Origin of the sequence: Aestuariivirga sp. (genome assembly GCF_020252395.1) — a bacterium.
GTDB lineage: Bacteria > Pseudomonadota > Alphaproteobacteria > Rhizobiales > Aestuariivirgaceae > Aestuariivirga.
The window spans coordinates 18,752-39,654 of the sequence record NZ_JADCDB010000015.1 but is presented as its reverse complement, the minus strand read 5'-3'; the positions used below and the strand labels follow the sequence as shown (position 1 = coordinate 39,654).

At 63.8% G+C, this 20,903-nt stretch carries 15 protein-coding genes; 7 read left to right on the top strand and 8 right to left on the bottom strand.

Annotation, left to right across the window (positions count from 1 at the left end):
- Positions 1 to 108: 108 nt before the first annotated feature.
- From IOC82_RS08515 to IOC82_RS08500, 4 genes are read right to left on the bottom strand one after another with little or no spacing between them, the layout of a single operon-like run.
- Entirely contained in the window at positions 109 to 477 is a 369-nt protein-coding gene (locus IOC82_RS08515; protein WP_290545750.1) for a hypothetical protein, read from the bottom strand.
- Positions 477 to 1,715 (bottom strand): MFS transporter, encoded by a 1,239-nt coding sequence (locus IOC82_RS08510; RefSeq protein ID WP_290545749.1) that lies wholly within the window; start codon positions 1,713 to 1,715, stop codon positions 477 to 479. Before IOC82_RS08510 ends, IOC82_RS08515 begins: the two co-directional genes overlap by 1 nt.
- Complete coding sequence (locus IOC82_RS08505) at positions 1,712 to 3,538, bottom strand: DMT family transporter (protein ID WP_290545748.1); 1,827 nt, start codon at positions 3,536 to 3,538, stop codon at positions 1,712 to 1,714. Before IOC82_RS08505 ends, IOC82_RS08510 begins: the two co-directional genes overlap by 4 nt.
- 6 nt (positions 3,539 to 3,544) lie before the next feature.
- Positions 3,545 to 4,441: a DMT family transporter gene (locus IOC82_RS08500; protein ID WP_290545747.1), complete on the bottom strand. Its 897-nt coding sequence runs from the start codon at positions 4,439 to 4,441 to the stop codon at positions 3,545 to 3,547.
- A gap of 846 nt (positions 4,442 to 5,287) precedes the next feature.
- Between IOC82_RS08500 and IOC82_RS08495 the strand changes: the two genes are divergently transcribed.
- Positions 5,288 to 7,057, top strand: a complete 1,770-nt coding sequence (locus IOC82_RS08495; RefSeq protein ID WP_290545746.1) for an acetolactate synthase 3 large subunit — start codon at positions 5,288 to 5,290, stop codon at positions 7,055 to 7,057.
- 17 nt (positions 7,058 to 7,074) lie between these two features.
- On the top strand, positions 7,075 to 7,635 hold the full coding sequence (gene ilvN, locus IOC82_RS08490; protein ID WP_290545745.1) for an acetolactate synthase small subunit: 561 nt from the start codon (positions 7,075 to 7,077) through the stop codon (positions 7,633 to 7,635).
- 301 nt (positions 7,636 to 7,936) lie between these two features.
- Here ilvN and rimO read toward each other — a convergent pair whose 3' ends face one another.
- A complete protein-coding gene (gene rimO / locus IOC82_RS08485) occupies positions 7,937 to 9,262 on the bottom strand; it encodes a 30S ribosomal protein S12 methylthiotransferase RimO (RefSeq protein ID WP_290545744.1) in 1,326 nt (441 codons plus the stop codon).
- Between the two features lie 133 nt (positions 9,263 to 9,395).
- Between rimO and IOC82_RS08480 the strand changes: the two genes are divergently transcribed.
- The 3 genes from IOC82_RS08480 to aspS all read left to right on the top strand — a co-directional run bounded on the left by IOC82_RS08480 (position 9,396) and on the right by aspS (position 11,925).
- Complete coding sequence (locus IOC82_RS08480) at positions 9,396 to 9,596, top strand: hypothetical protein (RefSeq protein ID WP_290545767.1); 201 nt, start codon at positions 9,396 to 9,398, stop codon at positions 9,594 to 9,596.
- The gene (locus IOC82_RS08475; protein WP_290545765.1) at positions 9,593 to 10,024 is read left to right on the top strand and encodes a L,D-transpeptidase; all 432 of its coding nucleotides are present in this window, start codon (positions 9,593 to 9,595) and stop codon (positions 10,022 to 10,024) included. The genes IOC82_RS08480 and IOC82_RS08475 overlap by 4 nt, the downstream gene beginning before the upstream one ends.
- Before the next feature lie 122 nt (positions 10,025 to 10,146).
- On the top strand, positions 10,147 to 11,925 hold the full coding sequence (gene aspS, locus IOC82_RS08470) for an aspartate--tRNA ligase (RefSeq protein WP_290545743.1): 1,779 nt from the start codon (positions 10,147 to 10,149) through the stop codon (positions 11,923 to 11,925).
- Between the two features lie 74 nt (positions 11,926 to 11,999).
- On the opposite strand, the gene IOC82_RS08465 is transcribed toward aspS, so the two are convergent.
- Positions 12,000 to 13,205, bottom strand: a complete 1,206-nt coding sequence (locus IOC82_RS08465) for a hypothetical protein (protein ID WP_290545742.1) — start codon at positions 13,203 to 13,205, stop codon at positions 12,000 to 12,002.
- Positions 13,206 to 13,341: 136 nt separating this feature from the next.
- Here IOC82_RS08465 and IOC82_RS08460 point away from each other — a divergent pair, with 136 nt between their 5' ends.
- Positions 13,342 to 14,160 (top strand): L,D-transpeptidase, encoded by an 819-nt coding sequence (locus IOC82_RS08460; RefSeq protein WP_290545741.1) that lies wholly within the window; start codon positions 13,342 to 13,344, stop codon positions 14,158 to 14,160.
- Between the two features lie 374 nt (positions 14,161 to 14,534).
- Positions 14,535 to 14,801, top strand: coding sequence for a hypothetical protein (locus tag IOC82_RS08455; protein WP_290545740.1), 267 nt, complete (start codon positions 14,535 to 14,537; stop codon positions 14,799 to 14,801).
- A gap of 155 nt (positions 14,802 to 14,956) precedes the next feature.
- Here IOC82_RS08455 and IOC82_RS08450 read toward each other — a convergent pair whose 3' ends face one another.
- Positions 14,957 to 18,601: a vitamin B12-dependent ribonucleotide reductase gene (locus IOC82_RS08450; RefSeq protein ID WP_290545739.1), complete on the bottom strand. Its 3,645-nt coding sequence runs from the start codon at positions 18,599 to 18,601 to the stop codon at positions 14,957 to 14,959.
- Positions 18,602 to 19,087: 486 nt separating this feature from the next.
- Entirely contained in the window at positions 19,088 to 20,644 is a 1,557-nt protein-coding gene (locus tag IOC82_RS08445) for a DHA2 family efflux MFS transporter permease subunit (protein ID WP_290545738.1), read from the bottom strand.
- Between the last annotated feature and the right edge of the window lie 259 nt (positions 20,645 to 20,903).

The window sequence follows — 20,903 nt, the reverse complement described above, 5'->3', positions numbered from 1 at the left end:
AGACTCGACAATGCTGCCAAAAGGCGATCGTTCGCGTCAAGAGTGTAACTTCGCGATTGCAAATAAATTCAATATCTTAGCAGCTTTTCTTCGAGAGTGCTGCCAGACTTATTGCGAGAAACTTGCCACCTTGGCATCGGCGAAGGCGAAGCAGCCGGCGATCACCGGGCTGATGGGGAGTTCGCGATAGGCGCCAAGCGCCCCTTCGCGGTGGAGACGGCCAGCGAGGCCCGGTTCGTCACTGGCGACGACCCAGATGAAGCCGAGGCCCGAGGGCTTCACGATGCGCGCATCTGCACGGGTGAGGGCGGCGAAGACATCGCCCTCCGGCGTGCCGGGCTCGAAGACGGCCAGCATTGTGCCGCTCGCCTCCGCCGGGAGCGCTGCGTGGCGCATCACCACCGCCATGCCCATGAGCCAGATGGCGATGACGCCCGCGAACAGCGCCAGCGCCAGCCGGTGCCCGGAGCGTTTCATCAGGCCGTGGCGAAGCGCTGCGCGCGCTGCTCGCGGATCGGCAGGTTGACGAGGAAAGCGAAGACGCCCAGCGCCACGCTCAGCCACCACACGATGTCATAGGAGCCGAACTGGTCATAAAGCCTTCCGGCCAGCCACACGCCGAGGAAGGAGCCGATCTGGTGGCTGACGAAGACGAAGCCATAGAGCGTTGCCATGTAGCGGGTGCCGAACATCACGGTCACGAGCCCCATGGTGAGCGGCACGGTGGAGAGCCACAACAGGCCCATGGAGCAGGTGAAGAGCAGCGTCGTCACCGGCGTGACCGGCAGCAGCACGAAGGCGGCGGTGAGGCCCGCGCGGATCAAATAGATGAAGGCCAGCGGTACGCGCTTCTCGCCGCGCCCGCCGATGATGCCGGAGACATAGGAGCCGGCCACGTTGAAGAGCCCGATCAGCCCCATGGCGATGCCGGCGAACTCCTTCGAGATGCCGTGCTCGGCCAGATAGGCCGGCATGTGCACGGTGATGAAGGCGAGCTGGAAGCCACAGACGAAGAAGCCCGAGACGAGCAGGATGTAGGAGCGGTGGCCGAAGGCAAGCCCGATCGCCGCCTTCATGGTGAGGTCCGCCTCGCCCGGCGTGGGGCGGCTGCCGGAGGTGTTCTGCTTCATCAGCGGTGCCGCAAAGAGGATGATGAGAAGGGACAGGCTGGCGAGGATCACCAGCGCCTGCTGCCAGCCATAGGCCGAGACCAGCATGGCGCCCAAGGGCGCGAAGATGAACTGGCCCAAAGAGCCCGAGGCCGTGGCAATGCCGAAGGCCCAGCTGCGCCGCTCTGGCGGCACGATGCGGCCCAGGGCGGCCATGACGATCGAGAAGGAGGAGAAGGCGATGCCGATGCCCACCAGCACGCCGCCACCCAGATTGAACATCGGGGCAGACGAGGTATAGGCCATCATCAGCATGCCGATGCAGTAGATGGCCGCACCCGTCATCAGCACCCGGGCCGAGCCATAGCGGTCCGCCAGCATGCCGGCGAGCGGCGTGGCGAGGCCCCAGATCAGGTTCTGCATCGCCATGGCGAAGGAGAAGACCTCGCGGCCCCAGCCATGGGCCTCCGACACCGGCACGGTGAAGAAGCCGAAGGTAGACCTGACGCCGAAATTGACGATGGCCACGAGGCAGCCCGCGACGATCATCGCGGTGATGGTGTGGTACCAGGGGAGGTCATCGGCTTGGCGGATGTCGGTGCTCATGGTGTTTCCATAACGGGCTCGCGCGCGCCCCTCAAACGCGAATTGCCGATGGCTGCAACGCGCCTGGTGATGAGTGGCCCGAACTGGGCGATGGCGACGCCCAGGACGATCAGCGCGCCGCCCAGCAGCAATGGCCAGGTAAGGCGCTCGCCCAGGAGCAGGATGCCGCCGATTGCCGCCACCACCGGCTGCACATACAGGAAGACGCCGGCAATCGAGCTGTCCATTGCCCCCAGCGCATAGTTCCATGCCGCGGTGGCGAGGAAGGTGCCGAACACCACGACGAAGCCGACGGCCAGCCACGAGGCGCCGGTCATGGAAGCGAGCGTGAGCGGCAGGCCGGGGCTCACGAAAAACGGCATTGGGAGCGCGGTGATGGCCATGGCAAGACAGGACACCGGAAGTGCACCGTACTTCAGCGTCGCCGGGCGGATCACCACCGTGTAGATGCCCCAGCCCATGGTCGAGAGCGTCACCAGCACAAGGCCAAACAGCGAGACATCGCCGGACGGCGACAGCGTGCTGCCCAGCATCAGCGCTGCGGTGCCCAGCATCGAGACGAAGATGCCGCCGATGAGCCAGGCCGTGAGACGGTCCCCCGCCAGCACCACAGCGAAGAGCGCGATGAACACGGGTTCGAGGCCGAAGAGGAGGCCGGTCCAGCTTGCCGGCACCGACTGCATGCCGAAGGCGGCGAGGATCTGGTAACCGAGATTTCCTGCCAGCGCCGCAATCGCGATGCGGCCCCAGTCGCGCCAGGCGATCGGACGCACGCCGGTGAAAATGCAGACGATAATGGCGAGGACACCCGCCGGATAAAGCCTCAGCACCATGGCCGTCTGCGGGCTGAGCTCGGTGATGAGATAGCGCATGGCCACCGGGATCAGCCCCCACATGGTGACGGCGAAGAGCACGGCGGCCAGCGCCGCAAGGCTGCCACCGAGCCTGAGCCTGCCCCCGAACTGGGCGATGGCGACGCCGATGAGAATCAGGGCGCCACCCATCACCATGCCCGAGGTGACGTGCTCGCTCAGTATCACGGCGCCTGCGGCGACGCCGATGATCGGTATCAGATAGAGGAAGGCGCCGGAGGCCGCGGCGCGCATGCGCGAGGCGGCATAGTTCCAGGTGACAGAGCACAGCATGGTGGAGATGATGGCGATGTAGCCGAGCTCCAGCCAGCTGCGGGCCGTCATATTGGTCAGCGTCGTGAGGGTCGATGGCCGGGCCAGCATGGGCACCATCGCCAATGAGCACAATGAGAGCGACATGGCCGAGATGCTGAAGGCGCCGTATTTCCGGATCAGCGGCTTGCTGACGATAACATAGACCGCCCAGGCCGCGCCCGACAGGAAGATCAGGGTGCAGCCGGCGAGGAAACCCCAGCCGTCGGTGCTGCTGCCGAGGTCGTGCCAGACCAGCAGCACGATGCCGAGGAATCCGATGATAAGGCCCGCGATGGCGGCGAGCGTGAGCCGCTCCTTGGCGATGAGCGTGCCCATCAGCGCGATGAGCAGCGGCTGTGTGCCGATGATGAGGCTGCCGATGCCGGCGGTCACATGCGCGAAGCCGAAGGCGGAGCCGAGATTGTAGCCCATCATGCCGATGAGCGAGATAACGAGCAGGCGCGGCCAGTCCTTCCGCTCGATGCGCCAGCCGCCGAAGATCGCCAGGCTGAACGCATAAATGACGGTGACGATGGTATAGCGGATAACAAGGTGGTCGGCGGGACCGAGTTCGACCGAGAGCGAGCGCAGGAACACGGGTCCGATGCCCCATATGACGATGGTGAACATCATGGCCGCGAAGGCGCGGAGCTCCATGACGGCCTACCTTCGGCTCATGAGGGTGGGGCCGAATTGCGCGGCGGCGACACCGGCCAGCATAAGAAGCCCGCCCGCCACCACATAGGCCGTCACCTGCTCGCCCAGCACCAGTGCGCCTGCCGCCACCGCGATAACCGGGATCAGGTAGAGGAAGGTTCCTGCCGCGGTGCTGGAGAGGTGCTTGGCTCCGTAGTTCCACAGCATGGTGCCGCCGAGGCCTGAGGCGAGCACGAGATAGGCAGCCTCGAACCACTGGCGGGCGTCGAGCCTTGCGGCAAGCTGCGGCAGCGGCTCACTGGCCGCGCCGATCATGATGGGGGCTGCAATCAGCATGGTGACGGCGGTGACGGTGAAGCTGTCATGGCGGTTGAGCAGGGGCTTCGTCGCGATCGTATAGATCGCCCAGCCGATGCAGCACAGGAGCAGGTAGACAAGGCCGCGGACCGAAACCGGGTGTTGCGTTTCGGTGGTGAGGTCCGGCCAGAACAGAACGATGGAGCCCGCAATCGCCAGCGCCACGCCGAGCAGCACATAGCGCGTCAGCTTCTCGCCCAGCGTCAGGGCCGCGAGCATGGCGATCATCAGCGGCTCGATCATGGTGACCAGCGTGCCCACGCCGGCGGGCACCAGCTCGAAGCCGGCGTTCACGAACCAGTTGTAGCCCGCCATGCCGGCAAGCCCGGCGATGAGGAAACGCGGCCAGTCCGCCCGCGGGATGCGCCATGTGCCAAGCCAAAGCAGACCGCCAAGGCTGATGATGCTGAGCACCACATAGCGCAGCGCGATGGAGTTCCCGGCGCTCAGCGCCAGCGCCAGCGTGCGCATGAAAACGGCAGCGCAGCCCCAGAACAGCATGGCGAGGATCAGGGCGAGAATGGCGCGGGTCTTGGTGCTGTTCATCCGGAATCCGAGTGGAAAACCATGCGTGCCCGATGTTCGGGCAGCGGTCAATCGCTGAGGCATGAGGGGGGAGACTGACTGGCCATCGGGACCATGACCCGCCGGAGCAAGCCCTCATCCTTGCAAAGCGCTTCCGTCGAATGATTCCTCCCGGCCCGTGCACGAACTCTTGTACCCGATGGAGCCCGCGCCTACGTGGTTGCAGGGAAAAGCGACATGGCTATTTGTTTCCGCTCTGAATCTTTGCCGTCTACGCGTTGGTGCGGGGGGCAGTTCCTGTTCGGCCGTCATCTCCGGCAGGGGGCTTCGGGCAGTGAAACGCTCCAGTATACGGTCCTGGCGCGGTTCGGTGGACCCACGGGCAAGCATCTTGGCCTGATCCAGCGGGACGGGACCTCCTTCGTGATCCGCCGCGAGACGTGGTGCCACCGCTGACCCAAGGCGCCCGGCATCGCCTCAGAGATTAATGTCGGCAACCCGGCCTTTGACGCGGCGTTTTTCATCACCAACGACATGCCCCGCCATCTCGAACGGCTGCTTGCGTTCCACGAACTCCAAGCGAAGCTGCAGCCTGTTGACCGGCCTGGGAAAGACCCCTGCGAGGGGGCGCCAGGCTCACCGTAGCTGCCGCCGGCGCCAAGCACTCTTGACGCCGCCCCTCCCGCCCCCTAATGAGTTAGCCGATGAACACCATTCTTGTAGTAGGTCCGCGCAGCGCCGGGGAGGTTTAAAGCCTCCAGGATCAGGTGGCGCTGCGCGGAAATGAGGCTCCCTTGGGGGCCTTTTTTGTTGCCTGGATCACCCAACATGTGTTTGACGAACGCTCAATTTGAAGAGGTGAGTGAGATGGCCACCAACGAGATGACCGGCGCCGAAATGGTGCTGAAGGCGCTGCAGGACCAAGGGGTCGACACCGTGTTCGGCTATCCGGGCGGTGCGGTGCTGCCGATCTATGACGAGATCTTCCAGCAGGAGAAGGTGGAGCACATCCTCGTCCGCCATGAGCAGGGCGCCACCCATGCCGCGGAAGGCTATGCCCGCTCCACTGGGAAGTGCGGCGTGGTGCTTGTCACCTCCGGCCCCGGCGCCACCAATGCGGTGACGGGCCTGACCGATGCGCTGTTGGACTCGATCCCCATGGTCTGCATCACCGGCCAGGTGCCAACCCACCTGATCGGCTCTGACGCCTTCCAGGAATGCGACACTGTCGGCATCACGCGCCCCTGCACCAAGCACAATTATCTGGTGAAGGACGTGAACGACCTCGCGCGCATCCTGCATGAGGCCTTCTATGTCGCCACCCACGGCCGCCCCGGCCCGGTCGTCGTCGACATCCCGAAAGACGTGCAGTTCGCCAAGGGCCGCTATGTCGGCCCCAAGAACATCGAGCACAAGACCTACCGCCCGCAGGTCAAGGCCGACCAGAACGCCATCCGCGCCGCGGTGGAGCTGATCGCCACCGCGAAGCGCCCGATCCTTTACACCGGCGGCGGTGTGATCAACTCGGGACCCACGGCATCCAAGCTGTTGCGCGACTTCGTGGAGATGACCGGCATCCCCATCACCTCCACGCTGATGGGACTCGGCGCCTATCCGGCATCGGGCAAGAACTGGCTCGGCATGCTCGGCATGCACGGCATGTACGAGGCCAACATGGCCATGCATGACTGCGACGTGATGATTTGCGCCGGCGCCCGCTTCGATGACCGCATCACCGGCCGCCTCAACGCCTTCTCGCCAAATTCGAAGAAGATCCACATCGACATCGACCCGTCGTCCATCAACAAAACGGTGCGCGTCGACGTGCCGGTCGTCGCCGACGTGGCGCATGCGCTGGAAGACATGATCCGCGTCTGGAAGGCGAAGTCCGTGACCCTCGACAAGAAGGCCCTCGACACCTGGTGGAAGCAGATCGACGGCTGGCGCGCCAAGGACTGCCTCCGCTACAAGAAGAATGACGACGTCATCATGCCGCAATATGCCGTCGAGCGGCTCTATGAGCTGACCAAGAACGAGAACACCTACATCACCACGGAAGTGGGCCAGCACCAGATGTGGGCTGCGCAGTTCTACCGCTTCGAGGAACCGAACCGCTGGATGACGTCGGGCGGCCTCGGCACCATGGGTTATGGCCTGCCCGCCGCGGTGGGCGTGCAGCAGGCGCACCCCGATGCCCTCGTCATCGATATCGCGGGTGACGCCTCGGTTCTGATGACCATGCAGGAAATGTCGACTGCCATTCAGTATGAGTTGCCGATCAAGATCTTCATCCTCAACAACCAGTACATGGGCATGGTGCGCCAGTGGCAGCAGCTGCTGCACGGCAACCGTCTGTCGCACTCCTATACGGAAGCGCTGCCGGATTTCGTCAAGCTGGCGGAGGCCTATGGCTGTGTGGGAATGCGCGCCACCAAGCCCCTGGAGCTCGACGATGCGATCAGGGAAATGATCAAGGTCAAGCGCCCGGTGATCTTCGACTGCCGCGTGGCGGCCCTCGCCAACTGCTTCCCGATGATCCCCTCGGGCAAGGCGCATAACGAGATGATCCTGGGCGAGGACGTGGCAGACGAGGATGTCGGCACGGTGATCGACGCCAAGGGCAAGATGCTGGTCTAAGGGAGGAGACAAGACACATGAACGCACATCTTCAGCCCTCGGGCTCGGCCTATTTCCTCGACACCGTCAAGCCGGTGGCCGAAACCCACGCGCTCGCCGTGATCGTCGACAACGAGCCGGGCGTGCTTGCCCGCGTCATCGGCCTGTTCTCAGGGAGAGGCTACAATATCGAGTCACTCACCGTGTCGGAGACGCAGCACGAGAAGCACGTCTCGCGCATCACCATCGTCACCAGCGGCACGCCCGCGGTGATCGAGCAGATCAAGAACCAGCTCGGCCGCATGGTGCCTGTGCACTCCGTTGCGGACTTGACTGTGCAGGGCAACGCGCTCACCCGCGAGCTTGCGATGGTCAAGGTTTCGGGTACGGGCGAGAAGCGCGTCGAGGCCCTGCGCCTGGCGGATGCCTTCCGCGCCCGCGTCATCGATGCCGGCACATCGAGCTTCATCTTCGAGATCACGGGCAAGACCGACAAGGTGGAGCAATTCATCTCGCTCATGGTGCCGCTGGGCCTCGTCGAAGTCGCCCGCACCGGCGTCGCCGGCATCACCCGCGGGGCCGATGGGATGAAGGTCTAGCAGGCTGTTGAAAAACCCACAATCAAGCCCCGTCCTGGTAGTTTGGCATCTTCGGATGCGCGGAATACTCAGCCGACACCAAAGATCATGCCGTGGCACTGACATTCTTGGAGATCGTGGTTTCAGCTGCTCTGTTTGCGGTCCAACTTCAGATTTTCAGGTATGGGCCGCTGGGGTGGAACAGCTTCAGCATTCGGACTGTATTGCTGTTAGCGAAGTTAGCAGCTTTTGCGATCTCCATTCTCGTTGTCGCCTCTTTGACGGCTACGGTCTACGGCGTCTTGGCTGAGAGAAAAAGGATTTAGACTTTCTCGCCCACCAAATCATACTCCTCCGCCCCGATAATCCGTACACGGACCATCTCGCCGGGCTTCAGTTCCGTCTCGCCCGGCAGGAATACGTTGCCGTCGATTTCCGGCGCGTCCCAGGGGGAGCGGGCGATGGCTTCTTCGTTTTCCTCGTCGATCTCATCGACCAATACGTCGATCTCGCGGCCGACCTTGCCCGCGAGGATCTGGGCGGAAATCTCCTGCTGGGCCTTCATGAAGCGCTCCCAGCGTTCCTGCTTCACCGCGTCCGGCACCTGCGCGAGGCCCAGATCATTGGCCCTGGCGCCGGAGACCGGCTCATACTTGAAGCAGCCGGCACGCTCGATGCGGGCTTCCTTCATCCACTGCAGAAGGTAGTCGAAATCCGCCTCCGTCTCGCCGGGGAAGCCGACGATGAAGGTGGAGCGGATGGCGATGTCCGGGCAGACCGCGCGCCAGGAGGCCAAGCGGTCCAGCACCTTCTCCTGGTTCGCCGGGCGCTTCATCGCCTTCAGCACATTGGGGGCCGCGTGCTGGAAGGGGATGTCGAGATAGGGCAGAATCTTGCCCTCCGCCATCAGCGGGATCACCTCGTCGACATGCGGATACGGATAGACATAGTGCAGGCGCACCCAGGCGCCCAGCTCGCCCAGTTCCTTGGCGAGGTCGTAGAACTTGGCGCGCGCCTCGCGGCCATGGAATTTCGACGCCGCATACTTGATGTCGACGCCATAGGCCGAGGTGTCCTGGCTGATGACGAGCAGCTCCTTGACGCCCGCCTTCACCAGCCGCTCCGCTTCATAGAGCACCGAGGCCACGGGGCGCGAAACCAGGTTGCCGCGGATTGAGGGAATAATGCAGAAGGAGCAGCGGTTGTTGCAGCCTTCGGAAATCTTGAGGTAGGCATAGTGCCTGGGCGTCAGGTGCAGGCCCTGCGGCGGCACGAGATCCAGCTTCGGGTCATGCACCGGCGGCAGCGCCTTGTGGACCGCACCCACCACCGCCTCGTACTGGTGCGGGCCGGTGACGGCGAGCACGCCGGGATGCGCCTTCATGATGGTGTCGGCCTCGACGCCTAAGCACCCCGTCACGATCACCCGGCCGTTCTCCTCCATCGCCTCGCCGATGGCGGCCAATGATTCGGCCTTGGCGCTGTCGAGGAAGCCGCAGGTGTTGACCAGCACCACGTCGGCATCCTCATAGCCGGACGACATGACATAGCCTTCGGCGCGGAGCTGGGTGATGATGCGTTCCGAATCGACCAGCGCCTTGGGGCAGCCGAGCGACACCAATCCGACCCTGGGGACATGCTTGTTCATGGGGCGGTCCTTAGCGGAGGAGGGCGGAAAGCGCAAATTGCCCGCGCCACTTCACGAACGGCTCGCCTTCCGCCATAATCCGGTTAATTGGCATGGCCGCGTTGCAAAGCCGAGCTGCCGTGGGAAAGACGAGATGATTTCGAGACGCAAGCTGATCCTGGCGCTTGGGGCCGCTTTGGCCCCCCTCGCGGCGCAGGCCGCCACCAGCCCCACGCCGCCGCCGGAAAAGGCCAAGCCCGTTACCAAGGCTCCTGCCAAGCCGGCTGCCGCCAAGAAGCCGGCTGCCAAGAAGCAGGGCGTCAAGAAAAAGGCCCCCCGGCACCGCCGCGCCTGATCATTACCGTCAACAAGGTGAGCCAGAAGTTGACCGTCGATCTCGACGGCGAGCAGCTTTACAAGTGGCCGGTCTCGACCGGAGCGCCAGGCTATGACACGCCCTCGGGCACGTTCAGGCCGTTCCGCATGGAGAAGGAGCACTTCTCCAAGGAATGGGACGATGCGCCCATGCCTCACTCGATCTTCTTCACTGGCGACGGCCACGCGCTGCACGGCAGCTATCATGTGAAGAGCCTCGGCCGCCGCGCCTCCCACGGCTGCGTGCGCATCCTGCCCGCCAACGCCGCGATCCTCTTCGCCCTCGTGCGGAAGACGGGCCTCAGCAACACCCGCGTGGTGATCAAGGGCGGCTTCTTCGCCAGCAGTGAGGAGCTGGGCTCCGAGATGAAGCGCAAGACGGACGCCCTTTTCAACTGGCTGGACTGAGACCAGGCCGTTGTGGGCAGCGGACACCGTTCCCTGTGCCGCGGCGCGGAACCCCTCCGCCTTGACAAACCGCCCCCTCCATGCGCTCTAGCGCCCGAAACGGCCTGATTTGCGAGGATTTGATGCACGCCTACCGCAGCCACACCTGTGGCCAGCTCCGCCCCGGGAATGCCGGGCAGGACATCCGCATTTCCGGCTGGGTTCACCGGGTCCGTGATCATGGCGGCGTGCTGTTCATCGACCTGCGCGACCATTACGGCATGACCCAGGTGGTGGCGGACCCGGATTCGCCCGCCTTCAAGACCGCTGAAAAAGTGCGCTCCGAGTGGGTGATCCGGGTTGACGGCAAGGTGCGCCCGCGGCCCCCCGGCACCGAGAACACCGAGCTCCCGACCGGCCTCATCGAGGTCTTCGCCACCCATATCGAGGTGCTGAGCCAGGCGGCCGAGCTGCCGCTGCCCGTGTTCGGCGATACGGAGTATCCGGAAGACATCCGGCTGCGCTACCGCTTTCTCGATCTGCGCCGCGAGCGCATCCACAAGAATATCATGAAGCGCGGGGCCATCATCAACTCGCTGCGCCGCCGCATGGTGGAGCAGGGCTTCTTCGAGTTCCAGACGCCGATCCTCACCGCGTCCTCGCCCGAAGGTGCGCGTGACTTCCTCGTGCCGTCGCGCATCCACCCCGGCAAGTTCTATGCGCTGCCGCAGGCGCCGCAGCAGTTCAAGCAGCTGATCATGATGTCGGGCTTCGACCGCTACTTCCAGATCGCCGCCTGCTTCCGCGACGAGGATGCGCGCGCCGACCGTTCGCCCGGCGAGTTCTACCAGCTCGATATCGAGATGAGCTTCGTCACCCAGGACGACGTGTTCAACGCGGTGGAGCCCGTGCTGCGCGGCGTGTTCGAGGAATTCGGCGGCGGCCTGCCGGTGACACAGAAGTTCCCGCACATCGCGTACAAAGACTCGATCCGCTGGTACGGCTCCGACAAGCCGGACTTGCGCAACCCGATCAAGATGCAGGCCGTCACCGAGCACTTCAGGGATTCGGGTTTCAAGGTCTTCGCCGGCATGATCGCGGCGGACCCCAAGGTCGAGGTCTGGGCCATTCCCGCGCCCAAGGGCGGCAGCAGAGCCTTCTGCGATCGCATGAACTCCTATGCCCAGCAGCAGGGCCAGCCGGGCCTCGGCTATGTCTTCTGGCGCGAGGGCGAGGAGGGCGGTGCCGGCCCCATCGCCAAGAACATCGGGCCGGAGCGCGCGGAGGCGATCCGCACGCAGCTTGGCCTCGGCGTGGGCGATGCCTGCTTCTTCGTCGCGGGGCGGCCTGAGAAATTCTACAAGTTTGCGGGTGACGCCCGGAACAAGGTGGGCGAGGAACTGAACCTCACCGCCAAGGACCGTTTCGAGTTCTGCTGGATCGTCGACTTCCCGATGTATGAGTGGAACGAGGAGGAGAAGAAGGTCGACTTCTCGCACAACCCCTTCTCCATGCCGCAAGGCGGCCTCGAGGCACTCGAGACCAAGGACCCGCTCGATATCCTCGCCTACCAGTATGATATCGTCTGCAATGGCGTGGAGCTCTCCTCCGGCGCCATCCGCAACCATCGCCCCGAGGTGATGAAGAAGGCCTTCGAAATCGCGGGCTACCCCGAGAGCGTGCTGCTCGAGAAGTTCGGCGGCATGTACCGCGCCTTCCAGTATGGCGCACCGCCCCATGGCGGCATCGCGCCGGGGGTGGACCGCATCGTCATGCTGCTCTGCAACGAGCCGAACATCCGCGAAGTGGTGCTGTTCCCGATGAACCAGCAGGCCGAAGACCTGCTGATGGGGGCGCCTTCCGAGGTGACGGCGAAGCAGCTGCGCGAGCTTCACATCCGGCTGAACCTGCCGGAGGCGTGAGAGCCGCTGCCCCCGAATGGGAGTTGCCCGGACAATGTCCGGGCGTTTTTCGTCAGGCCGGAGCGGCTTCGGCGCTATTGGTTGGCCGTCACCGTTACACCGAGCTTGGTGACGGCGTCACCAGGCTTCGCGGGGTCGAGCGCGCTGATGTCGGAGACCTTCATAGGGGAGGCCGGGTTGATGCTCAGCATCAGGCTCTTGGGGTCGGCGAGGAATTTGGTCACCGCGTCCACCGCCTGCTTGGTCAGCGCCTCGTTCTGGAGTTGCACGAAGGTCAGCTGCACGTTGGGCGGTATTGAGGCGATCAGCACCTTTTCGTCCATGCCTTGCATGGCGGCCATCAGGGGCAGCATCTTCCTGGTGATCGAGGCGTCGTCAAAGCGCAGGGACGCGCCCTTCACCGTCACGCCCTGAAGCTGCGGCGAGAGGCCGGCGAAGTCGAAGCTCTTGCCGGACATCTGATCCTTCAGCATCTGGGCATAGGCCGCGACCGGCAGCTTGTCGACAGCCACCTTGAAGCTCAGCGATCCGACATCGCGCGCACCGAGCGACAGGCCGAAGCTGTAGGCAAGATCGTCGCCCGAGGGCGATAGATCGCCCTCGGTGCGGAGGTCAATGTTGAGGCTGTCGTAGCCCAGCTTCTTCCACATGTCGCCGTTGCCGAAGAAGGCGAGCGTGGACCCGGGGATTGCCAGGTTGCTGACTTTCAGCGTGTACTGGCCCGTGCCGGTTGCGGGGTCGCCGGTCCAGACGGTGTCGATGCTGTCGATCTTTAACGTCTGCCCGGAGGTGGTAATGGTGATCGGCCCGCTCGTCATCTTATTGGCGAAGGTGAGGTTGGACAGCATCTCGTCCCTGGGCGACGGTGCGGCAGGCAGGGCGCGGATGTACCAGCCCTCGGCCGAGGCGCCGGGAATGCTCATCGAGAGCTTGGCGTCCTTGTCGGTGATCTCGACGGAGGTGTTCGTGAAGCGCGCCTCGCCCACCTTCCACAGCGAATTGCCCTGGTCGGAAATGCCGGTGAGGCTCACCTCCGCCGTCTTCACGCTCAGCGCCGGGTCATTGTCCTTGGCAGGCTTGCTCAGCGCCAGATTGGTGATGGTGACGTTGCCGCCGTCGACCTTCAGGCTGTCATAGCTCGGCTTGACCGAGGTCTGCCGCTGCAGGTTTTCGAGGAAGGCTTTGACTGCCGGAGGCGCGTCTTGCGCCTGGGCGAGGCCCGGCACAAGGGCAGCAGACGACAGGCAGGCGGCGGCGAGGTATCTACGGATCAGGCTCATGAAGTCTCCTGGAGGTGGACGAGGGCGTTTTGTCCGAGCATATGCGAACACCTCATCAACGTCACGACATTATGGCAGGCTTGCGCCGCCGCCGTGGCCGTTGCTAAGAAGCACGGGCAAGACTGGGGTGAGGTGAATGCGCATAATCCTCTTGGTGTTCATGCTGGCGCTGTTGCCGATGAGCGGGGTAACGGCCGTGGCCTCCGCGGCCACAACGCCTGCGGCCAGCGAGAAGCAGCAGATTCTGCTGAAGAAGAAGCGGCAGGCCGCCGAGTCCAGGAAGAAGGCCGACGCAAAGAAGGCGGCGGACGCCAAGAAATCGGCTGCCGCCAGAAAGGCCACCGAGGCGCGCAGGCAAGCGGCGGCGCAGCGGAAAGCGAACCAGCCGGGCTGGGCCTGTGACGGCTTCCTCGAATGCCTGTTCCAGAACCGCAACAAGCCACGCGCAGGCGTGCAGCGTGCCTCAGCGCGGGTGTCCTCCCGGTCTGTGCCGGACCAAGCCACGGGCGAGGACATCGACTGGGCGCCCGCCTCCAAATACGCCATTGGTTCGATCGTCGTCTCCACACCGGAGCGCGCCCTTTACTTCGTCACGGGCCCCGGCCAGGCGCGGCGCTACAGCGTGGGCGTCGGCCGCGAGGGCTTCCAGTGGTCGGGCTCCTCCACCATCGTCAGCAAGGCCGAGTGGCCCACCTGGCGCCCGCCGGCGGAAATGATCAGGCGCGAAGCTGCGAAGGGCCACATGCTGCCAACCGAGATGGAGGGCGGCCCCGAGAACCCGCTTGGCGCGCGCGCCATGTATATCGGCGGCAAGATCTACCGCATCCACGGCACCAATGCGCCCTCCTCGATCGGCACGGCGGCGTCCTCGGGCTGCATCCGCATGATGAACGCCGACGTGATCGAGCTCTATGGCAAGGTGAAGATCGGCGCCAAGGTCTATGTTTACCAATAAACCCGCCGCCGCGAAGATGAAGGGCCGCAGCATGCCGCGGCCCTTTTCGTTTGGGCGGATTGGCCCCGAAAATAACTGACCCCGGAGGCTTGCGCCATCCGGGGTCCAGTCCTGAAGTCCTGGAAAACTACTTCTTCGCGGCCTTCTTGGCCGGCTTCTTTGCGGCCTTCTTAGCCGGCTTCTTGGCGGCCTTCTTGGCGGCCTTCTTGGCAGGCTTCTTCGCAGCTTTCTTCGCAGCCATTGCTGTCTCTCCTAGAGTTGTTAGTGCCCCACAACGCAGGTAAGCCTCACACAGACAGGTAAGCTGGCATGAGAGATCCCAACTTGACCAGTCATCGGAATGGTTTCTGCACCCGCTTGTGTGATTCGGCAATATGCCGAACCGCGTTCCGCACCCTCACGGATTCTCTCTAACAACCGGTAAACGCTCGGAAAAACCGCAAAACCGTGCGTGCACGGACGAAAACCGCGATTCAGCGCGAAAACCCAATAAAACAAGGCTTTTTCGCTTTCATCAGCCTACGGACGAATGCCGTTTCCGGCGCATTCTCCACACGCCGCGCCGTGTCAAGACCGCCGGCGGCGGCGGCGAAGAAAGTGTGGATAATTTTTCTGCGGCCTTGCTGTCGATGGGCATTTGAAGCCTTTCAGATGACCTCTGAACGGCCTCTTGCGATGCACGGATCGCGCTCCCACACGCGCGGGAGAGCCCATCCATCGCCCATGCTCATTCACAAAAGCAGAGAGGCCGGAACATGTCCGGCCTCTCCGATGTTTCGCATGGTCTTCCGTGCGATCACGAGCATCCGCTCGTCGAGCCGCAGGTGTCGCACTTCAGGCAAGTGCCGTTCCTCACCATGGTGAAGTTGCCGCATTCGGAGCAGCTCTCGCCCTCATAGCCCTTCATGCGCGCTTCGGCGCGGCGGTCGTTCGCGGCGATCACCGATGTGGTGGTCTCGACCGCCACCGCCATTTCCTGGCGGGTCACCGTCACCTGGGCCGGCGCATCGGCAAGCGCCAGCGCGGGCTGCGCGCCCGACATCACCACGACATTAGAGGAGGCGAGGTTGGGCTTCCGCACGAAGCCCGACGAGAGCACGCGGGACGCGGGCACGCGCGGCGCATCGCCCGGGGCTTCGCCCCTGCCGAGCGAGTCGAAGCCCATTTCCGAGGGTTCGACATGGGCAAGGTCGCTGCGGCCGAGATAGGAGACCGCCAGTTCGCGGAACACATAGTCGAGGATCGAGGTGGCGTTCTTGATCGAATCATTGCCCTGCACCATGCCGGCGGGCTCGAACTTGGTGAAGGTGAAGGCGTCAACGAACTCTTCCAGCGGCACGCCGTATTGGAGGCCAACCGACACCGCGATGGCGAAATTGTTCATCATGGCGCGGAGTGCAGCGCCCTCCTTGTGCATGTCGATGAAGATTTCGCCCAGCTTGCCGTCGTCATATTCGCCGGTGCGGAGATAGACCTTGTGGCCGCCCACCACCGACTTCTGGGTATAGCCCTTGCGCCGGTTGGGGAGCCTGAGGCGCGAACGCTCGCGCTCCACCACGCGTTCCACGATCTTCTCGACCACCGTTTCGACCCGCGCCGCGACCGTCTTGGTCATCAGCGCCTCTGCCACCTCGTCCGAATCCGCGTCGTCATCGGCGAGAAGCTGCGAAGAGAGCGGCTGCGACAGCTTGGAGCCGTCGCGGTAGAGCGCATTGGCCTTGATGGCCAGCTTCCACGACAGCATATAGGCGCTGGCGCAGTCCTCCACAGTGGCGTCGTTCGGCATGTTGATGGTCTTGGAGATGGCGCCCGAGATGAAGGGCTGGCTTGCCGCCATCATGCGGATGTGGCTCTCAACCGAGAGGTAGCGCTTGCCGAGGCGGCCGCAGGGGTTGGCGCAGTCGAACACCGGCAGGTCCCCGTCCTTGAGACCGGGTGCGCCTTCCAGCGTCATCGCGCCGCAGACATGGATGTTGGCCTTGTCTATGTCGGCCCTGGAGAAGCCGAGATGGGCCAGCATGTCGAAGCCGAAGTCGTTGATCTGCTCGTCCGAGATGCCCAGCACCGAGCGGCAGAACTCCTCGCCTAGCGTCCACTTGTTGAACACGAACTTGATGTCGAAGGCAGATGCGAGGCCCCCCTCGATCCTGGCGATCTGCTCCTCGCCGAAGCCCTTGGACTTCAGCGCCTTGTGGTTGATGCCCGGGGCATCGGCCAGCGAGCCGTGGCCCACCGCATAGGCAATGATCTTCTCGATCTGCTCTGGCCCGTAGCCCAGCGTGCGCAGCGCTTCCGGCACCGCCTGATTGATGATCTTGAAGTAGCCGCCGCCCGCCAGCTTCTTGAACTTCACCAGTGCGAAGTCGGGCTCGATGCCGGTGGTGTCGCAATCCATGACGAGGCCGATCGTGCCGGTGGGCGCGATGACGGTGGCTTGCGCGTTGCGGTAGCCATGCTCCTCGCCCAGCGAGACCGCGAGGTCCCAGGCGCGGCGGGCTGCGACAGCGAGGTCCTTGTCCTTCAAGTCCGTCTCGTCAAGCGCCACCGGAATGGTGCGCAGGTCCTCGTAGCCGACAGCCGCGCCATAGGCCGCGCGGCGATGGTTGCGCATGACGCGCAGCATGTGCTCGCGGTTCTTGGCGAAGCCATTGAAGGGGCCGAGTTCCTTCGCCATTTCGGCGGAGGTGGCATAGGAGACGCCCGTCATGATGGCCGAGATGGCAGCGCAGATCGCCCGGCCCTCATGGCTGTCATAGGGGATGCCGGCGGTCATCAGGAGGCCGCCGATATTGGCAAAGCCTAAGCCCAGCGTGCGGAACTCGTAGGAGAGCTTGGCGATCTCCTTCGACGGGAACTGCGCCATCATCACCGAGATTTCGAGCACCATGGTCCACAGGCGCACCGCATGCTCGAAGGAGGCGATGTCGAACTTGCCCGTTGCCGGATCGCGGAACTGGATCAGGTTCAGCGAGGCGAGGTTGCAGGCCGTGTCGTCGAGGAACATGTATTCCGAGCACGGGTTGGACGCGCGGATCTGGCCGGAGGCCGGGCAGGTGTGCCAGTCGTTGATGGTGGTGTGATACTGGATGCCCGGGTCGGCCGAGGCCCAGGCGGCATAGGAGATCTTGTCCCACAGGGCGGCAGCCTTGACGGTCTTGGTCACATTGGAGGTGAGGCGCGATTTCAGCTGCCAGTCGAGGCCGCGCTCGACGGCCAGCAGGAACTCGTCCGTCACGCGCACCGAATTGTTGGAGTTTTGGCCGGACACGGTGCGATAGGCCTCGCCGTCCCAGTCGGTGTCATAGGTGTCGAATTCGAGCTCGGTATAGCCCTGCTTGGCGAACTGGATGACGCGCTTGATATAGTTGTCGGAGACCAGCGCCTTGCGGGCGTCCTTCACCGCGCGCTTCAGCGCGGGGTTCTTGTCGATCTCATAGCAGTCGCCATCCGGTCCGTCGCAGTTGACGCAGGCCTTCATCACCGCCTGCAGGTGCTTCTTGACCGTCTTGGAGCCGGTCACGAGGGCCGCCACCTTCTGTTCCTCGCGGACCTTCCAGTCCACGAATTCCTCAACGTCCGGATGATCGACGTCGACGATCACCATTTTGGCTGCGCGCCTTGTGGTGCCGCCGGACTTGATAGCGCCCGCCGCGCGGTCGCCGATCTTGAGGAAGCTCATCAGGCCCGAGGATTTGCCGCCGCCCGACAGCTTCTCGTTTTCGCCGCGCAGATCCGAGAAGTTTGAGCCCGTGCCAGAACCATACTTGAAGAGGCGCGCCTCGCGCACCCACAGGTCCATGATGCCGCCCTCGTTGACGAGGTCGTCAGCAACCGACTGGATGAAGCAGGCATGCGGCTGCGGATGTTCATAGGCCGACTTGGACTTGGTCATGCGGCCGGTTTCGGGGTCGACGTAATAATGGCCCTGGCCCGGGCCATCGATGCCATAGGCCCAGTGCAGGCCAGTGTTGAACCACTGCGGCGAGTTGGGGGCGCACTTCTGCGTGGCGAGCATGAAGCGCATCTCGTCATAGAAGGCGCGCGCGTCCTCCTCGGTGTTGAAATACTTGCCCTTCCAGCCCCAATAGGTCCAGGTGCCTGCTAGACGGTTGAAGACCTGGGTGGAGGACCGCTCGCCCACGATGCGCTCCTTCTCGGGCAGCTTGGCCAGGGCTTCCTCGTCGGCCACGGAGCGCCACAGCCAGGAAGGAACGGTTTCTTCCTCGACGCGCTTCAGGGCGGCCGGAACGCCCGCCTTGCGGAAATACTTCTGCGCTAGAATGTCGGTCGCCACCTGGCTCCAGGAGGAAGGGACGTCGATGTCCGCGAGGCGGAAGACAATCGAGCCGTCCGGATTCTTGATCTCGCTCGTGGCGCGGCGAAAATCGAGATCCGCGTAAGCGTCCTGCCCTGCCTTAGTGTAGCGGCGTTCAATGCGCATTCTTTTCAGGTCCCTCTGTAAAATCATTGCCACGAGCACACGGAAATTTGCCCGAGCTGCTTCATCCACCCAGTTGCAAGACGCACTCACCCTGTCTCCGGAAACTGCCGTCCCCGGTTTGTTCAGGCTCTTCTATTGAGTGTTCCGTGGAAGATACGGCTGCCCCCGCAACCTTCTCCTCTCCGCCCCTCAGCCTCGAAAACGAATTTAATACCTCAAGCCTCTTAGCGTCAACAAATAGTGTGTTAACGAAAGATTAACACCATATCTTGTGTTCTAAGGACCCGGCTGAGCACTCTCTGTCGCAGCTTCATACGATTCTGCAGGTAAGCTCAAGGACTCCCTTGGCTTATGCGCGCTGTCCACAGGCTGGCCCTCCTGCGCCTGATGGTCAGTGACGCGCGAGTCAAGGGGAGAGAGGGAATGGCGGTTACCCGGATTGGCCCGGTCATCACCGCTATCCACAGACTGAAATTCCAGCCGACTCTAGAATTCCGCCTGTTGGCCCAGAAGAACCCCGGGTTTGGGCTCCCGAATCGGACCCAGCATGACGAGCAGGGCGAGCGCCGCGAGGGTGCAGCCCCCCATCAGCAGCCAGGCCTCGTTGACGGCGAAAGTCACCGCGCCTTCCTGGATTGTGTCCATGACGCCGAGCAGTCCCATCGGGTCAGTGGGGTCGGGCAGCTCGCCGGGGGCGATGTGCAGCAGCCGGGCGGCCGCTTCCGGGTCGGCCGTCATCAGGTCCTTGATGCGGTCGGCGTGCTCGGCCGAGCGGGTGAACAGAATGGTGTCGATCAGTGCAATGCCGATGATGCCGCCGAGCGCCCGGGACAGGTTGTAAAGCCCGCTCGCGTCGCTCACCTTCTCCGGCGGCAGGAAACCCATGGAAAAGCGGGTGACCGGTACGATGCAGAGGCCCAGCGCCACGCCGCGCACTACCTGTGGCCAGAACAACTCGTCATAGCCTGAGAGCCTGGTCTCGAAGCCGCTCATGGCAAGGCCCGCCGCGAACATCGCAAAGCCGATCATGCTCAGCATGCGGGCCGGCATCACCCGGTCGAGCAGCACCGAGAGCGGGGCTGACACGAGCTGCGCGACGCCGGTCACCAGCACCACCAGCCCAATCTCGACCGGCCCCATATAGCGCACCAGCGACAGAAAAACTGGCAGCAGATAGACCGAGCCATAGAGCCCGATGCCGAGAATGAAGCTCAGCGCGCAGCCATAAGCAAGAAAACGGTCGCGGAACAGGCTGAAATCCACTGCGGGCCGGGGCCTCATGACGGTCAGCGCCATCAGCACCGCAAAGCCTGCGAAAAGGGCGAGTGTCACCGGTGAGAACCACCCCATGTCAGGGGCTTCCTTGAGCCCGATCTCGAGGCAGGCCAGAGATACGGCAATGAACAGAATCGACACGGCGTCGAGGTGGCGCAGCAGGCTGAGTTCCATCCTCTCGCGCGGCAGACACAGCAATCCGAGCACAAGGGTGATGGCGCCGGGAACCGTGTTGATCAGGAACAGCCATTGCCAGGACAGGCTTTCGGTGATGATGCCGCCGACGACCGGGCCGGTGGTGGGCGCGATGACCGCCACCACCGCCGCAAGCACCGTGGCCACCCCCTGTTCGGCGCCGGGCCTGAACAGCAGGAAGATGGCGGCGAAGACCAGCGGCATCAGCACGCCCGCCGCCATGCCCTGCAGCACCCGGAAGCCCACCAGCGTGGCGAAGCCCGTGCTCATCGCGCAGCCCACCGAGGCGAGCGTGAACATGACCACGGCAACCGCCAGCAGGTTGCGCATGGAAAAGATGCGCATGAGCAGGCCGGTCAGTGGAATCGTCACGATCTCGGCGATGAGATAGGACGTCTGCACCCAACTCATCCGGTCGGCGCCGACCTCTAAAGCCCTCTCGATCACGCCGAGCGAGGTGATGACGATCTGGATGTCCAGCACCGCCATGAACATGCCGGTACAAAGCGCCGCAAAGCCAAGCCACTTGCGTGTCAGGTTTAAAGGGTTAGCGGGCAAGGCACTTTCCGTCATTCGAGCGGCACTATGGACCAGGCGTCTGCCCGATCCAATGCCCGGAAAGCGGTTGTGAGACTTGTAATTGCCAAACCGATTTCCTTAAGTGAGATCCATGCGTCGCCTGCCAACATGCCTGCCCGTAGGCTGCGCCGGCCCCGCCCCGGCGATGAGCCGGAAGGGACACGACGACCGGACGGCGGGCGGGGGACAAGCCGGGATATGTCGGGAGGCAGTGCTGCATGCTCACGTCCTGTTTGCGCCGCCGGAAGCCTGC